Here is a 17,579-nt window from a genome sequence, read left to right on the forward strand (position 1 = left end):
TCACAAATTCCAAATTAAAGCTAATTTGTTGTTGTTTTTAAGGATTCTTTTATTTAGTTTCTTGGCAACAAACACCAGATAATCAATCATTTATTTTATTTATCAATATGATTTATCAATATGTTTTTCACATGCTGTGGAAAATAATGGGGAAAAAACCCGTGGCTGCCCGTTTAAAACCATTGATTTAATGTTTTTAACTTTGTAAATTATTTATATGGCTATTTTTATTTCGACCTTTGTTAATGCAATGGACGTTAAAAATAGAGTTGTTGTTCCTAAAGATTTTCGTGCAATGTTATCTGATTACTCTGCTTTTGTGGCTTTTAGATCACACAAACTTAACGCTGTTGATTGTTTTACAATGAAAAAAATGGAAGAATTAAGCGAAAAAATTGATAGAGATTATGATGGCTTTTCTTTAGATAGAGAGTCTCTTGAATCGGCTGTTTTTGCAGATGCGGTTATGTTGAAGTTTGATAAGGATGGAAGGGTTGTTATTCCAGATTTATTATTACAGCATGCAAATATCTCAAATCAAATAGCTTTTGTCGGAAAAGGTTCAACTTTTCAAATATGGGAGCCAGAAGCTTTTAAAAATCATCAAGAAACAGTTAGAAAGAAGTTATTGGAAAAAAAATAAATATGCATATTTCAGTAATGAAAAAAGAGGTAATTGATTTATTAAATGTTAAAGCTGGTCAGTTATATATAGACTGCACTTTTGGTCAAGGAGGACACACTGAAGCAATTCTTGAGCAAGGTGGTGTTGTAATATCAATAGACAGAGATTCTTCCACCTTAATTTATGAGAATCGAATCAAAAATCAATTTCAAGATAATTTTAAATTTGTTAATGACTCTTTTTCAAATATATTTGAAATTTGGCAAAACAATGCTTTTCCTGTTAAACCAGATGGGATTTTGTTCGATTTAGGTTTTTCTTCTAATCAAATAGAGGATCCTAATAGGGGATTTTCATTTTTATATGACTCTTCTTTAGATATGAGATATGATAATCACGAAAATTCTGAAACGGCTTTAACTTTAATTAACTCTTTAAAAGAAGAGGATTTATCAGAGATTTTTATAAAATATGGAGAAGAGTTTAATGGAAAAAAAATTGCTAAAAAAATTTGCACCTCAAGAAAAATTAAAAAAATAGAATCTTGCTTTGAATTTTTAAAAATTTTAAGTGATTTTAATCAAAGTTCAAAAAAACATTACGCAACAAAAATTTTTCAAGCTTTAAGAATTTATGTTAACAAAGAATTTCAGCATATAGAGAAAGGAATAGATGATGCAATGAAAATTTTGAAACCTTTTGGTAAAATTGTGGTAATAACATTTCATTCATTGGAAGATAGAATAATAAAAAATAAATTTCAAAATAAAAATATTTTATATCCAACAGAGGCAGAAATAAAAGAAAATGTTAGGTCTAGATCTGCAAAAGTTAGATGGTTTATTAATAATTTGAATGAAGAGGAGCTGGATATTTAAGATGATAATTTATAGCATTATAATAAAATTAAGGAGAAAAAAATGTTAAAGTGGTTTTTTGTTTTGTTGTGTTTTTTGCTTTTTATTTCAAAATCTTATGTTTTTTACTTGGGTAAAATAAAAAATAATTTGATACAAGAATCAAAAAAAGTGAAAGACGATTTAAGCTCCTTAAAAGTAGAATGGCGATATTTAAATAATCCCAAAAGAATTCAAAAATTAAGTGAGAGAATTTCAAAAGAATTAAGTTGAAAAAAATATGAATAAAAGCTACAAATTAAATTTATCGATTTTGTTGTTTCTGTTTGCTGTTTTTCCAATAAAATTGACTTTTTTATATTTTGTTTTTTCAAAACCTGTAAAAGTTAAATCCAATAAAAATAGATCTGAAATTTTAGATGCAGAAAATAACTTAATAGCAACTTCTATGCAAACATATTCAATTTATTCTTTGCCTCATGAAGTTATTGATGATTATAATGTAATATCTAAAAATTTATCTGACATATTAAATCAAAAACAACGAAATATATATAGGCGATTAACTTTGCACAATAAATTTGTTTGGATCACTCGACATATCTCTCCTCAAAAAGCAAACCAGGCATCTTCTTTTGGCTATTCTGGCATATATATTTCTAAAGACTGTATTCGCTTTTATCCATTTGTTAACCTTTTTTTACATGTTTTAGGTAAGGTGACAGATGAAAACAATGGGTTAACTGGTGTAGAAAAATATTACGATGATTATCTTAAGAACGAAGATAACCCTCCATTAAAGCTTTCTTTAAAATCTTCTGTTCAAAACATTTTAAGGCAAGAGCTTTTAAATGGAAAATTAAAATATAATGCAAATTTTGTTAGTGGAATAATAATATGTGCAAAAACTGGCAAAATTTTAGCAATGTATTCAAAAACTTCAAAAGAAAAAAAATCTAATCCACATGTTCTAGATGCAAAAAATGATACCAACATAGCTATTCAATCTAGATATGAATTAGGTTCAATTATGAAGGTTTTATCTTCTTCAATGTTTTTTGAAAAAGATATTGTTAATCCAGAAACAAAGCTTGCTATACCGGCAAGCTATTCAATTGGTGGGCATAAAATAAAAGACTATGCTTTAAAGCATTCAAACACGATTGAGCTATCTTTTCAACAGGCTTTTTTATATTCATCAAACGTAGCCTTTATATCTTTGGCTGAAACAATAGAATTAGAAGATCAAAAAGAATTTTATAAAAAAATAGGGTTATTTGAGGATTGGAGTATAGATAAAATTTTTGTAAAAGGTGCTATAACTCCTAAAAAAATAAGAAAATGTGATGTTTCAGTTTTTAGTTATGGATATGGAATTTCAATCTCTTTATCAACTTATTGTCGAGCGGTTTTAAGGGTTTTAACTGGTAAAAACATGGATTTACACATAGAACAAAATCCGCTTTATAAAAAAGAAGAATCTTTAAGAATAATTGATAAATCCACTGTTAAAAAATTAAGATTTATTTTGGGAGAAAATGTAAGAAAACACGTTTCAAAATATAACTTTAGAGGTATTTCTGTTGGGGGGAAAACTGGTACTGCAAAAAAATATACTCAAAAAGGATATATTTCTAATAGTCATATGAGCTCCTTCGTTTTTGTTTATCCACTTGAAGATCCACAAATTATTGGTTTAATAGTTTTAGACGATCCAAAAAAAAATGATATTGCTTTATTTGGATCACAAAGTTCAATGTTAATAAGTTTTTCTATTATTGAGAAATTAATAAATTTGAACCAATAAACAAATACAGTTTTATTTTAATTTATTTGGATTTGGGGGAATAAAAATAAAAAAGGTCGTTCTCGGGGGAGTTTTTGACCAATAAAATAAAAAGTCTTGATTTCAACAAAAATTCAAAATTTTGAGCCGGAAAACCAACATAAAAAAATTCGATTTTTGGAAAAATAGCGGGAGAGGGGCTCGAACCCCCGACCTAAAGATTATGATTCTTCCGCTCTAACCAGCTGAGCTATCCCGCCTTGAAAATAATTATATAGTGAAAAAAAATTTTTGCATATAGCTTTTTCATGAAAAATGGAAAAAATTTTTAATTTGAATATTGTTTCTGTTATTTGACTTTTACGATTTAAATGTTATAATCGAATTTGTTCGAAAGGAATTTACATGACGGAGTCAAAGTCAAAAAATGAGGAATTATCATGGTTCAGAAAAACATTCTGGCCGGTTTATTCTCACGAAACGAGTAAAGTACTAACAATGATAACCATGTTAGCATTGGCGCTTTTTAATTATACCTGTTTAAGAATTAATAAGGATTCGTTGGTTATGACAGCTTATGGATCAGGAAAAGATGTTTTGCCTATTTTAAAGCTTTTTTTAGTTTTACCAGCAACATTGTTTTTTGTTAAAAAGTTTTGGGATTTAAGCAATAATGTTTCAAGAAAGAATCTTTTTTATGTTACATTAATGCCATTTTTAACTTTTTTTATAATTTTTTCTATTTTTATTTTTCCATTTTCAGAAAAATTACACGCATCTCATCTAACAATAGATTCTTGGCAAGCTGCATATCCAAGGTTTAGATATATCATAGCAGCTGTAGGGAATTGGAGCTTTTCATTGTTTTATGTTTGCTCAGAACTTTGGGGAAACGTTGTTATTTCTTTATTGTTTTGGAATTTTGCAAATGCAGCTTTTTCTAAAGATGAAGCAAAAAGAATTTTTACAATTTTTGCATCTTATTCTAACATTGGTTTAGTTGTTGGTGGTTTAATAACCAAATATTTTTTTTCAGCTTCTATTGCTGCTAAAAAATTAGGTGTTAAAGCTGCAGATTCAACAACAACAGTTTTAGCTTGTGTGGTATTAAGTGGATTGTTTTTTGCTGCTTTATATTGGTATTTAAATGAAGTTATTTTAGCAGCTAAAGGTTTTGATATTAATACAGTTGGAGTTAAATCTTCTTCAGTTAAAAAAGAAAAACCATCAACAACTGAAAGTTTAAAAATGTTATGGAATTCAAAATATTTAATGTATGTAACAATTTTAGTTTTGTCATATGGTATGACAGCAAACTTAGTTGAAGTTACATGGAAAGGGTTAGTAAAATCATTGTTTCCATCAAAAGACGCATATGGAATTTTCATGTGTGATTTCTTCATCTGGACAGGTATAGCTACATGTTTTATCGGTTTTTGTTGTAAAGGAATTGTTAAAAAATTTGGATGGTTGTTTGGCGCTTTAGCAACTCCAGTTATAATGTTGATAACCTCAGCGTCTTTTTATATTTTTCTTTTGTTTGGTAAATTTATTTTGCCAGCATCAGTGTTATCAGCATCATTGTTTTATGCTGTTATTGTTGGGTCTATTCAAAATATATTGAGCAAAGGTGCAAAATATACTTTGTTTGATCCAACCGTTCAAATGTCATATCAACCATTAAATGAACAAGAAAAAATCAAAGGTAAAGCTGCTGTTGATGTTATTGGTGGAAGAGCAGGAAAATCTTTAGGAAGTGTTTTGCAAATTATGGTTGTAATGGCAATTCCAGGTTGGGAATATGGTCAACAATTTGCATTTATGATATTAGTAATAGGTTTATGTATATCTTGGATTTATGCTAGCATAGCTTTATCTAAAGAATATGAAAGATTAAGCAAAGAAGCTGATGAATTAGCAAAGCAAAAAGAATCTTCTAACCAATAGAGATTCTTTAATAAATTAAAGAAAAATAAAAGGAGTTAAAAATGGCAAGTAAAAGCTCAGGTGGATCAAGTAGAAACGGTCGTGATTCAGCCGGACGTAGATTAGGTGTTAAAAAATTTGGGGGCGAAAAAGTGATTTGTGGTAACATAATCGTTCGACAAAGAGGCACTAAGGTTTTCCCTGGTGATTTTGTAGGCATGGGAAAAGATCACACTCTTTTTGCTTTAAAAGATGGAAAAGTTGTTTTTTCCAATAAAGGCAGAAGAAGGGTTGTCTCTGTTTCTTTGAATTAAAATTTTGATCTTTTGTTAGTTTTCTATTAATGATAATCTCTTGAACAGGAGATTTTTAATGGTGAACACAGAAGATGGAGAAAGTAGCTCTAATTTAAGAAGTTGGATAAGAATTACTTTTTGGCCAATTTATGGAAAAGAGAATTGGAAATTTATACCAATGTTAGCAATGATGACTTTGGCGTTGTTCATTTATACAACATTGAGGATTCATAAAGATACTTATATTCTTTCAGCGCCTCTTTCATCAGCAAATACAACTAGTTTTTTAAAGGCATATTTGGTTCTTCCATTTAGCGTGATATATATGATGATTTTTTGCTCATTAAGTAATAAGTTAAGTAAAGAAAAAATTTTTTTTATTGCTTTATGTCCGTTTTTTTTGTTTTTTTTTGTTTTTTTCATTTTTTTACTGCCAAATTCGCAATATTTGCATATGTCAATTGAAACAATAAGTTTTTGGCAAAATAAATATCCAAATTTTAAAAATTTAATTCCAGTCATAGCATATTGGTCTTTTTCCTTGTATTATGTTTTTTCAGAGCTTTGGGGAACAATTGTAATTTCTTTTTTGTTTTGGGGCTTTGCTAATTATGCAAGTTCTGCGGAGCAATCTAAACGATTTTATGCTTTTTTTGCATCATATTCATATATAGGACTTATGTCTGCTGCAAAAATACAGTCATACGTATATGAATATAGTTCAAGATATGAAAAGGGAAGTAAAGAGTATTTTGATATCTTGTTTGTTAATTTTTACTTTGTAATCATATCAATGTCTTTATTTTTAATTTTGTTTTGGTTTGTAAACAACAAAGTTTTACCTTTTGATAAAACTGTTTCAATAGAAGCAATAAAAATGACTCCTAAAAAAAAGCCCTCATTAAAAGATAGTATTTTTACTGTTATTGGCTCAAAATACTTGATGTATATAGCAGTAATAGTCATTTGTTATGGTTTAACATCAAATTTGATAGAGCTAACATGGAAAGAATTAGTAAGAAGAGAGTTCAATGGGGAAGAATCCTTAATAGGCAAATATATGAGTGATTTTTACTTTATAACAGGGTTCTGTACAATTTTTTTGGGGTTAGTGAATAAATATTTGACAAGTAAATTTGGCTGGTTAAAATCATCTCTTGTAACACCCATTGCAATTATGATTTTTTCATTTTTCTTTTTCTTTTTACTGGTTTTTGGTTCATATTTACCAAATTGGATGCTTTTTGGGTATTCAAGTGGTTTTTTAGCAATGCAAATAGGATTTTTGCAAGATATCATATCAAAAGGATGCAAATATGGAATATTAGATCCTAATATTCAAATGACATACTTACCATTAGACGATGATTTAAAAACAAAAGGCAAGGCATCTGTAGACATAGTTGGTTCAAGAGCTGGTAAATCAGGAGGAGCTTTTTTAGAGAGTAATTTAAGTGTGTTATTTAAAGGAGCTGACCAAATAGCTTTAGCTCCGATTTTTATGCCAATAGTATTATGTTTTTGCGGGGTGTGGATATTTTTCACAATTGTTTTAGCAGAAGAATATGCTAAATCGATAAAAAAATAACAATATCTCTTTTTAAACTATAATATTGATAAAAAAATTTAAAAATAAGAGTTTAAAAATTAGTTTATAAAAGCAATTATAAACAATTTGATGTTGTGTTTATGTTAGATTAATTAATTATATGTTTATAATACAGATAGAAGCAAACATCTTCACAATTAAGATGTTTTTGCAAAATACGAAAAATGTTAAACATTAGTTTGCTTAATTAAACTTTTTATTAGTATAAATTTTAAAAAGAGAATCAAATTCATTAAGATTTTATACGTTTGTTTTTGTAATCTTTGATAGCATCTTTAATTGCCTCTTCGGCTAAAACAGAGCAGTGGTATTTAATAGGAGGTAATTCAAGCTCGCTAGCAATTTCTTGGTTTGAAATTTCTTCAGCTTCATTTAATGTTTTTCCAATAACTTTTTCGGTTAAAAGAGAGCTAGAAGCAATTGCAGCACCGCATCCAAATGCTAAAAATTTGGCATCTATTATTATATTGTTTTCAATTTTAATTGAAAATTTTAACACATCTCCACAAGAAGGAGCTCCAACTAAACTGGATCCAACTTGGTCATTGTTTTCATCTAACTCTCCAACGTTTTTTGGCAAGTTAAAATGATTTAAAATTTTTTGATTATAAGACATTATGTTATTAGTATATATAAAAAAAATAAAAAACAAAAATTTAATTTGAAATTTCTTTTTTTTTATCGTTTTTTTATTTACGGAATTTTCGAATTTTTTATGATCTACTTTTTTAAACGGTAACTTGATACCATGAAATATTAATATTAATTAATAAAAAATGGGGAGGAAAAATGAAAAGAGAAAGTTGGTTTAGCTCGTTTTTTTCGAGTGTGAGAAGTTTTTTTTGGCCAATTTATGGGCAAGAAAACATCAAGTTTATTTCATTATTATTGATGTTCACATCGTCAATATTTTGCTATGGCATTGTAAGAATTCATAAAGATACATACATATTATCTGCACCACTAGCAACAGCGAATACTATAAGTTTTTTAAAAATGTATTTTGTAATGCCTATAAGCATACTGTACTTTGTGTTTTTTTGTTGGTTAACAAACAAAGTTTCTAAGGAAAAAGCTTTTTTGTTTTCTGTTTTTCCGTTATTGTTGTTTTTTTCTTTGTTTTATTTGTTTTTTTTACCAAACATTTCAAGTTTACATATGTCAGTTGAGACTTTAAAAAAGCTGCAAACACAATATCCATCTGTTCGTAATTTTTTTCCAGTTATTGCTTATTGGATGTTTTCTTTTTATTATGTTTTTGCTGAATTAATTGGTACCATTGTTGTGACATTTTTATTTTGGGGGTTTGCTAATTATTGTGTAACAAAAGAAGAAAAAATAAGGTTTTATCCTTTATTTGTTTCTTATTCTTATATAATTTCTGCTATAGGCTCTTATTTACAAGGAATGTTATTTTCTAAATCTTCAAAATTTAAGCACGGTTCATTAGAGTCTAATAATGCTTTGTTTTTAAATTTTTATTTAATTGTGGGGTCTTTATTATTTTTTATTGCTGTATATTATTTTATAAACAATTATGTGGTAACAAATGAGACTAATTCTGAAAATTTTTCAAATGTTTTTAAGATGAAGCCAAAACATAAAATTTCTTTTTCTGATTCTATAAAAACAATTATTCAAAATAAAAATTTAATGTACATTTTGGGCGTTATAATTTGTTATGGCGTTACTACAAATTTAATAGAAGTAACTTGGAAAGAATTAATTCGAAAACAATATAACGGCTGTCATGCTGAAATTGGATATTATTTAAGTAATTTTTATTTTATACTAAGCGCTTTTGTCATTTCTACTGGTTTTTTAAATAAATTTTTGTTGGCTCGTTTTAATTGGGGGCTTGCAACAAGTTTTTCGCCAGCTTTATTGTTTTTGTCTAGCTTTATATTTTTTGGTTTAATTGTTTTTGAATCTTATATTCCACCTTTTTTTCTTTTGGGGTATTCAGCAGCCGCTTTAGCTGTTCATGTTGGCTTTATTCAAGATGCATTAGCTAAAAGTGGTCGATACGCTGTTTTAGATCCTAATTTACAAATGGTTTATTCTTCTTTGCCAGAAGACACGATGACAAAAGGTAAAGCTTCTGTTGATATGATTGGTTCTCGTTTTGGAAAATCTATTGGATCGTTCTTAGAAAGCTCTTTAAGCATGTTATTTAATGGAGCTGATCAAATAGCTTTAGCTCCAATTTTTATGCCTGTAGTTTTATTAAGCTGTGGTTTATGGGTGTTCTTTTTGTTGATGATTTATGCTTCTTTACCATCGTTACAAACTAAAAAAGCTGAATAATGAAAATTACAGACTCAGCAAAAAAGCAAATTTTGAAAAATGCTCAATATCTTTTAATTTTGGTTGATGTTGGTGGTTGTAAAGGGTTTGTTTATGAATTTTCATATGCAAACAGTTTAAATAATTTTTTTTTATTAAATGATTATGTGATTACAGACGAGTATTCTTTGCCTTTTTTATTAAATTCTGAATTAGATTTTATAATGGAGATAGGTTATGAGAATTTTATTGTTAATAATCAATTATTAAAATCTTGCGGATGTGGATCTTCTTTTTTTAAATAAATCGAAAAATTTTTGCTGGTTAACGTTTAAAATTTTAGATTATTTTATAAATATTGATTATAAAAACTGGCAAAATAAACAAAAAAATTAATATTTTAACAATATTTTTTATTTTAAAAAAAAATCAACATCAATAGCAAATCATTCAAATGGCTGGAGAACTTGGATTCGAACCAAGGACGCCCGAGCCAGAGTCGGGAGTTTTGCCACTAAACTATTCTCCATATGCAAAAATTTTACTTAATTTTAGTATCATTGTAAATATATATATTTTTTTTTATTATGTAAAATAATGGTTACTTTAGAAGAATTAGTCGTTTTTTGTAAAATTCGTGGTTTTGTTTATAGCTCATCGTCTATTTATGGCGGGTTGAAAGGTTTTTTTGATTTTGGTCCATTGGGCGTTGAGCTTAAAAATAATTTAAAAAAATTTTGGTGGAAAGAAATTGTTTTAATGCGAGATGACGTGTTTGGAATGGATTGTTCAAACGTAATAAATAAAGATGCTTTATTTTTTTCAGGGCATCAAAATGGTTTTCAAGATACTTTTATTGATTGTAAAGATTGTAAATGTAGATTTAGAGATGATGAATTAAAAGATAATATTTGTCCAAAATGTGGATCATCTAACTTTAGTGAACCTCGTAGCTTTAAATTAATGATGAACGTTAATGTGGGGCCTGTAGAAGGTGAGTTTGCTTGCTTACGCCCTGAAACAGCTCAAAGTATGTTTATTAACTTTAAAAACATAATGGATTCTTTTTCTCCTAAACTTCCTTTTGGAATTGCTCAAATTGGTAAAGCTTATAGGAATGAAGTTACCCCTAAAAATTTTATTTTTAGATCAAGAGAATTTGAACAAATGGAAATGGAATTTTTTGTTGAACCTCAAGATTCAGAGCGTTTCTTTTTTGAATGGAAAGAAACAAGAATGAACTCTTGGAAAAAAATTGGATTAGAAGGAATTTTTAGAGATCAAGCACCTGATGAATTAGCACATTATTCTAAAGCTACATCAGATATTATGTTTAAATTTCCTCATGGATATGATGAGGTTGAAGGAATAGCGAATAGAGGAGATTTTGATTTAGGTTCTCATACTAAAGCACAGTCTTCTTTTGATATTAAAGCAAAAGTTATAGCTAATAATAAAAGTACAGAAAAGCTTTGTTATAACAAAGATGGTGCTAATATTATTCCAAATATAATAGAAGTTTCAGCTGGATTGGATAGGGCTTTTTTAGCTGTTTTATACAATTCATATTATAAAGACGAGAAAAGAACGGTTTTAAAGCTGCCCCATTGTTTGTCTCCAATAAAAGCTGCTGTTTGCTCATTAGTTAAAAACAATGATGAAATGGTTAATTTTGCTAAAAATATTTTTTGTTCTTTGAAAAACAAAGATATTTTGCCAGTTGTTTTTGAATTTGGAAGCAATATTGGAAAAATTTACAAAAAACACGATGAAATTGGAACTCCATTTTGTATTACGGTTGATCATGATTCACTGTTAGGTGATAAAAAAGATACCGTTACAGTTAGATACAGAGACACAACAGAACAAGTAAGAATTCATATTGCTGATATAGTGAATTTTTTAAAGGAAAATTTATAAATAATTTCAATGTTTTTTAGTTTTGATAAAGGTGATTATTTAATACATGAAAAATATGGAATAGGTCAATTTATAGGAATTGAATCATTAACAATAAATAATACACTTTTAGATTTTTTCAAAATAAAATATTTAAATGATTCGTTTTTATTAATTCCATCTTATAACATAGGAGTTTTTAAATTTCATAGCAATAAAGATTCTGGCACTCTTATTGAAACATTAGGAAAATCTTCAATTTTAAAAAAACAAAGTAAACTAAAAGAAGAAATATCAAAAACAGCACAGGAATTAATTGAAATATATAAAGCTAGAGAATCAATTGTTCTACAAAATTTTTATGAAAATGATGATTATCATGAATTTTGCAATTATTTTGAGCATGAACTAACAAAAAGCCAAAAAAAATCTATTACTGAAATTAATCAAGACTTATCAAAAACTAAACCGATGGATAGGTTACTATGTGGAGATGTAGGCTTTGGAAAAACAGAAGTAGCAGCAAGAGCAATAGCATTAACATTAACAAATAATCATAAAGCAATTTTTATTGTACCAACAACAATTTTAGCCTCTCAACATTTTGAATCTTTGAAAGATAGATTTTTATTGATTAATAAAAAAATAGCAGTTCTATCAAAATTAAACGAAAACAATAATTTAATTAAAAAAAAATGGTTGAATAGTGAAATAGACTTATTAATTACAACAGCTCATCATAAAGGTATCGAAAATTTATTGATAGAAAAATTGGGTTTAATAGTTTTAGATGAAGAACATCATTTTGGTGTGAAATTTAAAGAAAAACTAAGGTTGAAAGCTCATTTTTTGCAACTAAGCGCAACTCCAATTCCTAGAACTTTGCATTTATCTTTATCTAAAATAAAAGATATAAGTTTGTTAGAAACACCTCCAATTGGAAGAAAAGATGTTTTGTTGAACGTTTGTTCTTTGAATGATCTAAAAATTGAAGATTTAATTAAAAAAGAAATAGATAATAATTGTAAAGTTTTTTTAGTCGTTCCAAGGGTGCAGTATATATCAGAAGTTGAAAAGTTAGTGTCTTCATTTCAATATGTTGTTTTACACGGTCAAATGACAAAAGATGAAACAAACAGAGCATTAAGCGATTTTTCACGAGGTAATAAAAACATTTTAATTTCAACAAACATAGTGGAATCTGGGGTGAATATTTTAACGGCAAATTTAATGATAGTTTTTTATTCTCATATGTTTGGAATAGCTCAATTACATCAATTAAAAGGCCGAGTTGGAAGGACAGACGTTCAAGGCAAGGTTTACTTTATAGTTCCAGAAACAATTAAAGAAGTTGCCTTTGATAGGATTAATATGATCCAACAAAATTCTTCATTAGGAGGCGGATTTCAATTATCAATGCAAGATATGGAATTTAGGGGAACAGGAACAGTAGTAGGATCAAAGCAATCAGGAAAAGATTATGGTTTTGGGGCAGAAATGTATTTTGATGTTTTATCTGAGTGTATTGAAAAAACGAGTAAAAAGAAAAATGAAAATAAAATTGCTTGGATTGGTTTTTCAGATGCAACAATACCAAAAGATTATATAAATGATGATAAAATTAGGTTCTCTTTTTATAAAAAATTAAGTTTGATTTCAAACATAGAAGAATTAAAAAAAATAATTGAAGACTTAAAAGATTTTGGAGATATTCCAAAGCAAGTTTATAGCTTTTTGGACATAGTCAAAATAAATTTATTATCTTTTTTTTTAAAAATTAAAAAAGTTATAAAACAAGAGCAAATTATAGAAGTTTTTTATGAAGATATTGAATTAGAAGTTTTTATTAAAATACAAGAAATAGTTCTAATAGATGTGGTTAACAAAAATTTCTTGTTTAAAGATGAGTTACTACTAATTTTCTCATGAAATCTTAAAAAAATATTTTCTTTGGTTTTATTATAATTCTAAATATAATATCCTTTAAATATGTCATTAGCATTGCAAATTAAAACAGTAAAAGAGTTAACTGATGAAATAAAAAACACCTTAGAGCAAGCGTTTCCATATGTTTGGGTAAGGGGAGAATTAGGATCTGTAAAATTACATTCATCAGGACATAAATATTTTTCATTAAAAGAAGATGATTATGTTATAAATGGAATTTGCTGGAGAGGAACTCCATTATCAACAGATTTAGAAGAAGGAAAAATAGTAGAGTGTTATGCAAAAGTTACAATATTTGGAGGAAGATCGTCTTATCAAATAATAGCGAAAGAAATTCGAGAAGTTTCTTCAAAGGGAAATATATTATTAAAGCTTGAAGAATTGAAGAAAAAATTGGTTGCAGAAGGAATTTTTCAGTTAAAAAATAAGGAATCATTAATAAAATTTCCTAAAAAAATTGCAATTTTAACATCTCCAACAGGAGCAGTTTTTCATGATATGATGCATAGAATTAATGATCGTTTCCCATGTTTATATGTATATTTTTATCCAATAAACGTGCAAGGTGCAGATTCAAAAAAGTCTATTTTAGCTGGATTAGCTAAAGCAGAAGAAAAAGAAGATGTTGATATTGTAATTTTATCAAGAGGTGGAGGAAGCTTGGAAGATCTTTGGATATTCAACGATGAAGAAATAGTAAGAAAAGTTGCCAATTTGAAAAAGTCAATAATAACAGCAATAGGACACGAAACAGATACAACATTAGTAGATTATGCCTCAAACTTAAGGGCACCAACTCCAACAGCAGCAATAGAGTTAAGTGTTCCCGATAAATTCGAATTAAACAAAGAGATTTTAAAAAATTTCTCATCATCCTTTGATTTTTCATATGAAAAACTATTAAATATGAATAAGTTTTTAGATCAATTTAATGATTATGATATTTTATTTAGTAATTCAATAGAAAATTTTTATCAAAAATTAGATAATATATCTTTTAGTTTTATTTCAAATATAAAGGATAAAATAAAAGAACTAGAAATAAACTTAGCTGAATTTGATTCTAATTTAATTTTATATCAGATAGAAAAAGCAAAACAGGAAATCCAAAATTTAGAAAAACATTCATTTGAAATAGTTAAAATAAGATTAAATCAAATCAATGAAAAATTAGAGCAAGAGGATGAGTTTATAAAAGAAAAAAACGAAGAATTAAAAGAAAAAGTTATAATTTTATCGAAAAACAACAATAAAATTGTAACAGCAGAAGAAATAAAAAAACTAAACAAAGATTCATTTAGTTTGAATTTTTTTGATGGAACGGTAATAGTATCAGAAAATTAATTTATTATTTAAATATTTTTAATATAAGATATTTGTGTCTTTATTAAAACGAAAAATTCTCGCTTTTTTGGCGATTATATGTGGAGTATTGTTGTCTATGATAGAGGTAAAGTATTTACAAAAAAAAATAATAATAGCGCAAAATAGGTTGAAAAAAACACGTTGACATAATGATTAAAGTTGATATAAAATCTGGCCATGAACCCTAAAATATGCAAAGCGCAAAAGACACAGAAAATTTTTGGACTTTGTTTTTTAATAGTCGGATTATGTTTATCTTTTGTGGAGATAAGTAAACTAAATAAAAAAACAAAAGATTGCTCAAGTTACTCTTCTAATGTAAATTAATATAGATGTTTCAATTTTCAAAAAAGAAAAATTGGTTTTTTTTTAACGTTTTTTTTTTAGCATTATTGACTTTTATTAATTTTATTTTAACGTATGAAAAATTTGGAGTTTTTGAATTTTTTTTTTCACAAAAAGTTTTGAATTCAACCATAATAGATAAAATAAATTATTATTATGGTTTTTCATTTTTACCTTGTATTATTATTTCTTTATATTCTTTTTTTCAAGAAGAGATGCACTTTTATTTATATTTTAGCTTTATGTTTTCGTTTGATTTTTTTTTATCTCTTTTCAGTTACGGAGGAGGCTTTTCAACATTAATTTATTTAAAATTTGGATTTTTACTAACTTTAATATGTTTTATAGTTTTATTTGTTTTTAGCTGGCTACTGTGTTTATATTTAATTTTAGAATTTAGGAAAAAAGAAAGGCTACAAACAAAAAAAGTATCTGAAATCAAAGAAAAATTTGATAAAAAAAAACAAATACACTTGCCAGGAGTGAATTTGCTTTCAGTTGGAAAAAAATTAGATATTAAAATAGATGTAGAAGATCAAAAAGCCCTTTTGATAAAAACATTACAAGAATTTAAAATTGAAGCAAAAATAGTAGATGTTTTTATAGGTCCAGTTGTATCCTTATACTCAATTGAATTAGCTCCAGGAATAAAAGCAATAAGAGTAATCAGTTTGTCATCTGATATAGCAAGGTCAATGGAATCATTTTCTGTAAGAATTGCTGCAATTCCAGGTAAAAACTTATTGGGGGTAGAGATATCAAACCCCAAACGTCAACTTGTTTATTTCAAAGAAGGAATGCAATCAGAAAAATATATAAATTTTGAAGGCAATCTTCCATTATATCTTGGATGCAATATTTATGGCGAACATGAGGTTTTTGACTTAAGCAAAATGCCACATCTATTAATAGCAGGAACAACAGGATCAGGTAAATCAGTAGGAATTCACACGGTTTTACTTTCATTAATGTTTCAAAAAACATATGAAGAAGTTAAGTTTATTTTAATAGATCCCAAAAAATTAGAGTTAACGCCTTATGAAGAAATTCCATATTTATTATTACCAGTGGTAACAGAAGCAAAAGATGCCATAAAAGCCGTAAAATGGGCGGTGAATGAAATGGAATCTAGATATAAAGCTATGTCTAAAATAGGCGTTAGAAATATTATATCTTACAATCAAAAAGTTAAAGAATTTAAATCAGAAGAGAAGGAAGAAGCTTTTGAAGAGTTTAATTATATAGTTATCATAATAGATGAAATGGCAGATTTAATGTTATTAGCAGGTAAAGAGTTTGAGTTATATGTTCAAAGATTAGCTCAAATGGGAAGAGCCGCAGGTGTACACATGATAATAGCAACTCAGAGACCATCAGTAGATGTAATTACAGGAACAATAAAAGCTAATTTTCCAACAAGAATAAGTTTTAAACTTTCAACAAAAGTGGATAGCAGAACAATTTTAGGTGATATGAGTGGGGCAGAACAATTATTAGGGGCAGGAGATATGCTATATTTAGGAAACGATGGAAAGTTAACAAGAATACATGGAAGCTATGTATCAGAAGAAGATGTTTTGTTAGTGGTTGATTTTTTGAAAGCGCAAGCATCTCCTAAATATATAGATTTAACATTTGCAGAAGAAGATTATATAGACTCTCCAAATATAAGTATAGAAGGAGGAGAAGATGATCCATTATATGAAGAAGCAGTTAGTTTAATAAAAGCAGAAAAAAAAGTGTCAACAAGTTTTTTGCAAAGATGTTTTCCAATTGGTTATAACAGAGCGGCAAAACTAATAGAAAAAATGGAAAAAGAAGGTGTAATAACAAAAGGAGATAGGTTTGGTAGAAATAGAGAAATTTTATAGATTGATAATGAAAGAAGGATATATTATGAAATGTTTTTTTAAGCTTGTTTTTTTGTTTAGTATAAATGCAAAAATAGATTACTATGCAAAAATAGATTACTATAAAAAAAAACATAAAAATAACGTATCTTGCAAAAAAAATTCATATAAAAGTCCTATGTTTAAAAAAAGCTCGTGCAATAAAAGAAGTCCATTAAACGTAAAAAGAAAAAGAGCCTTAACATTGGCTCAAAAAATCGCAATAGAAAAAAAACACAATCAATTAAAGAAACAAGGAAAAGGAGAAATGTATATGATTGAAAACGCGTATGGATGTTTTTCAGTGTGTGTACAAAATCACTTAAACTATAACGAAATAGGATTAGCCTCATATTATGATTATGGAGATATAACCGCAACAGGTGAAAAATTTTCATCAAGAAATTATACTGCCGCACATCCATTTTTACCATTGCCATGCGTAGTAGAAATAACAACATTAGAATATCCAAGAAAAAAAATTTTATTAAAAGTTAACGATAGGGGGCCATTTATTAAAAATGAAAAAGTAATAATAGATTTAACAGTAAGGGTGGCAAAAATTTTAGGTTTTCATTATCAAGGTTTAAGAAAAGTTAGGGTAAAAGTCTTAATAAAAGAAACGAAGATGTTATTAGAAAACGGAGGAAAAGTCTTTTGGGATGGATCTATGCCATTTCATAAAGCGGTGCAAAATTCAAAAAGAAAAAAAAGAATGTTAAGAAGATAAATAAATGAATTTAAGGCTT

15 protein-coding genes and 2 tRNA genes are annotated in these 17,579 nt (G+C 27.4%); 14 read left to right on the forward strand and 3 right to left on the reverse strand.

Annotated elements, in window-relative coordinates:
* Positions 1 to 217: 217 nt before the first annotated feature.
* Genes AAHM83_RS02080 through AAHM83_RS02095 form a run of 4 tightly spaced genes read left to right on the forward strand, consistent with a single transcriptional unit; the run spans position 218 to position 3,289 of the window.
* A complete protein-coding gene (locus AAHM83_RS02080) occupies positions 218 to 643 on the forward strand; it encodes a division/cell wall cluster transcriptional repressor MraZ (protein WP_342261842.1) in 426 nt (141 codons plus the stop codon).
* A 2-nt stretch (positions 644 to 645) separates the two neighbouring features.
* Positions 646 to 1,503 (forward strand): 16S rRNA (cytosine(1402)-N(4))-methyltransferase RsmH, encoded by an 858-nt coding sequence (gene rsmH / locus AAHM83_RS02085; RefSeq protein WP_342261843.1) that lies wholly within the window; start codon positions 646 to 648, stop codon positions 1,501 to 1,503.
* Between the two features lie 42 nt (positions 1,504 to 1,545).
* A complete protein-coding gene (locus tag AAHM83_RS02090; RefSeq protein ID WP_342261844.1) occupies positions 1,546 to 1,755 on the forward strand; it encodes a hypothetical protein in 210 nt (69 codons plus the stop codon).
* A gap of 7 nt (positions 1,756 to 1,762) precedes the next feature.
* Entirely contained in the window at positions 1,763 to 3,289 is a 1,527-nt protein-coding gene (locus tag AAHM83_RS02095; protein WP_342261845.1) for a penicillin-binding transpeptidase domain-containing protein, read from the forward strand.
* Between the two features lie 165 nt (positions 3,290 to 3,454).
* On the opposite strand, the gene AAHM83_RS02100 is transcribed toward AAHM83_RS02095, so the two are convergent.
* Positions 3,455 to 3,528: transfer RNA gene (locus AAHM83_RS02100), tRNA-Met, on the reverse strand.
* A 145-nt stretch (positions 3,529 to 3,673) separates the two neighbouring features.
* Here AAHM83_RS02100 and AAHM83_RS02105 point away from each other — a divergent pair.
* Genes AAHM83_RS02105 through AAHM83_RS02115 form a run of 3 tightly spaced genes read left to right on the forward strand, consistent with a single transcriptional unit; the run spans position 3,674 to position 7,078 of the window.
* Entirely contained in the window at positions 3,674 to 5,215 is a 1,542-nt protein-coding gene (locus AAHM83_RS02105) for an Npt1/Npt2 family nucleotide transporter (RefSeq protein ID WP_342261846.1), read from the forward strand.
* Between the two features lie 41 nt (positions 5,216 to 5,256).
* Positions 5,257 to 5,508, forward strand: a complete 252-nt coding sequence (rpmA, locus tag AAHM83_RS02110) for a 50S ribosomal protein L27 (protein WP_342261847.1) — start codon at positions 5,257 to 5,259, stop codon at positions 5,506 to 5,508.
* 58 nt (positions 5,509 to 5,566) lie between these two features.
* Positions 5,567 to 7,078, forward strand: coding sequence for an Npt1/Npt2 family nucleotide transporter (locus AAHM83_RS02115; protein WP_342261848.1), 1,512 nt, complete (start codon positions 5,567 to 5,569; stop codon positions 7,076 to 7,078).
* Between the two features lie 253 nt (positions 7,079 to 7,331).
* Here the strand turns inward: AAHM83_RS02115 and AAHM83_RS02120 are convergent, their stop codons facing one another.
* Entirely contained in the window at positions 7,332 to 7,715 is a 384-nt protein-coding gene (locus AAHM83_RS02120) for an iron-sulfur cluster assembly scaffold protein (protein WP_342261849.1), read from the reverse strand.
* Between the two features lie 173 nt (positions 7,716 to 7,888).
* Here AAHM83_RS02120 and AAHM83_RS02125 point away from each other — a divergent pair, with 173 nt between their 5' ends.
* Both AAHM83_RS02125 and AAHM83_RS02130 read left to right on the forward strand, forming a co-directional pair.
* A complete protein-coding gene (locus AAHM83_RS02125) occupies positions 7,889 to 9,406 on the forward strand; it encodes an Npt1/Npt2 family nucleotide transporter (protein WP_342261850.1) in 1,518 nt (505 codons plus the stop codon).
* Complete coding sequence (locus AAHM83_RS02130; RefSeq protein ID WP_342261851.1) at positions 9,406 to 9,690, forward strand: iron-sulfur cluster assembly accessory protein; 285 nt, start codon at positions 9,406 to 9,408, stop codon at positions 9,688 to 9,690. The genes AAHM83_RS02125 and AAHM83_RS02130 overlap by 1 nt, the downstream gene beginning before the upstream one ends.
* Before the next feature lie 150 nt (positions 9,691 to 9,840).
* Here AAHM83_RS02130 and AAHM83_RS02135 read toward each other — a convergent pair.
* Positions 9,841 to 9,914, reverse strand: a tRNA-Gln gene (locus AAHM83_RS02135).
* A 68-nt stretch (positions 9,915 to 9,982) separates the two neighbouring features.
* Here AAHM83_RS02135 and AAHM83_RS02140 point away from each other — a divergent pair.
* The 5 genes from AAHM83_RS02140 to AAHM83_RS02160 all read left to right on the forward strand — a co-directional run bounded on the left by AAHM83_RS02140 (position 9,983) and on the right by AAHM83_RS02160 (position 17,560).
* Entirely contained in the window at positions 9,983 to 11,305 is a 1,323-nt protein-coding gene (locus AAHM83_RS02140; protein ID WP_342261852.1) for a glycine--tRNA ligase, read from the forward strand.
* A 9-nt stretch (positions 11,306 to 11,314) separates the two neighbouring features.
* On the forward strand, positions 11,315 to 13,213 hold the full coding sequence (locus AAHM83_RS02145) for a DEAD/DEAH box helicase (protein WP_342261853.1): 1,899 nt from the start codon (positions 11,315 to 11,317) through the stop codon (positions 13,211 to 13,213).
* A gap of 60 nt (positions 13,214 to 13,273) precedes the next feature.
* Positions 13,274 to 14,575, forward strand: a complete 1,302-nt coding sequence (gene xseA / locus AAHM83_RS02150) for an exodeoxyribonuclease VII large subunit (protein ID WP_342261854.1) — start codon at positions 13,274 to 13,276, stop codon at positions 14,573 to 14,575.
* 353 nt (positions 14,576 to 14,928) lie between these two features.
* The gene (locus AAHM83_RS02155; RefSeq protein ID WP_342261855.1) at positions 14,929 to 16,812 is read left to right on the forward strand and encodes a DNA translocase FtsK; all 1,884 of its coding nucleotides are present in this window, start codon (positions 14,929 to 14,931) and stop codon (positions 16,810 to 16,812) included.
* Entirely contained in the window at positions 16,787 to 17,560 is a 774-nt protein-coding gene (locus AAHM83_RS02160) for a septal ring lytic transglycosylase RlpA family protein (RefSeq protein WP_342261856.1), read from the forward strand. The genes AAHM83_RS02155 and AAHM83_RS02160 overlap by 26 nt, the downstream gene beginning before the upstream one ends.
* The last annotated feature ends 19 nt before the right edge of the window (positions 17,561 to 17,579 follow it).

This window comes from Alphaproteobacteria bacterium endosymbiont of Tiliacea citrago, from assembly GCF_964031065.1.
Lineage (GTDB): Bacteria > Pseudomonadota > Alphaproteobacteria > CAJXXZ01 > DAHXLG01.

Excerpts from the sequence above, each read along its gene's own strand:
- AAHM83_RS02140 (WP_342261852.1), top strand. The coding sequence starts at position 9,983 with ATGGTTACTTTAGAAGAATTAGTCGTTTTTTGTAAAATTCGTGGTTTT.
- AAHM83_RS02115 (WP_342261848.1), top strand. The coding sequence starts at position 5,567 with ATGGTGAACACAGAAGATGGAGAAAGTAGCTCTAATTTAAGAAGTTGG.
- xseA (WP_342261854.1), top strand. The coding sequence starts at position 13,274 with ATGTCATTAGCATTGCAAATTAAAACAGTAAAAGAGTTAACTGATGAA.
- AAHM83_RS02095 (WP_342261845.1), top strand. The coding sequence starts at position 1,763 with ATGAATAAAAGCTACAAATTAAATTTATCGATTTTGTTGTTTCTGTTT.
- AAHM83_RS02120 (WP_342261849.1), bottom strand. The coding sequence starts at position 7,715 with ATGTCTTATAATCAAAAAATTTTAAATCATTTTAACTTGCCAAAAAAC.
- AAHM83_RS02155 (WP_342261855.1), top strand. The coding sequence starts at position 14,929 with ATGTTTCAATTTTCAAAAAAGAAAAATTGGTTTTTTTTTAACGTTTTT.
- AAHM83_RS02105 (WP_342261846.1), top strand. The coding sequence starts at position 3,674 with ATGACGGAGTCAAAGTCAAAAAATGAGGAATTATCATGGTTCAGAAAA.
- AAHM83_RS02125 (WP_342261850.1), top strand. The coding sequence starts at position 7,889 with ATGAAAAGAGAAAGTTGGTTTAGCTCGTTTTTTTCGAGTGTGAGAAGT.
- AAHM83_RS02090 (WP_342261844.1), top strand. The coding sequence starts at position 1,546 with ATGTTAAAGTGGTTTTTTGTTTTGTTGTGTTTTTTGCTTTTTATTTCA.
- rpmA (WP_342261847.1), top strand. The coding sequence starts at position 5,257 with ATGGCAAGTAAAAGCTCAGGTGGATCAAGTAGAAACGGTCGTGATTCA.
- rsmH (WP_342261843.1), top strand. The coding sequence starts at position 646 with ATGCATATTTCAGTAATGAAAAAAGAGGTAATTGATTTATTAAATGTT.
- AAHM83_RS02080 (WP_342261842.1), top strand. The coding sequence starts at position 218 with ATGGCTATTTTTATTTCGACCTTTGTTAATGCAATGGACGTTAAAAAT.
- AAHM83_RS02145 (WP_342261853.1), top strand. The coding sequence starts at position 11,315 with ATGTTTTTTAGTTTTGATAAAGGTGATTATTTAATACATGAAAAATAT.
- AAHM83_RS02130 (WP_342261851.1), top strand. The coding sequence starts at position 9,406 with ATGAAAATTACAGACTCAGCAAAAAAGCAAATTTTGAAAAATGCTCAA.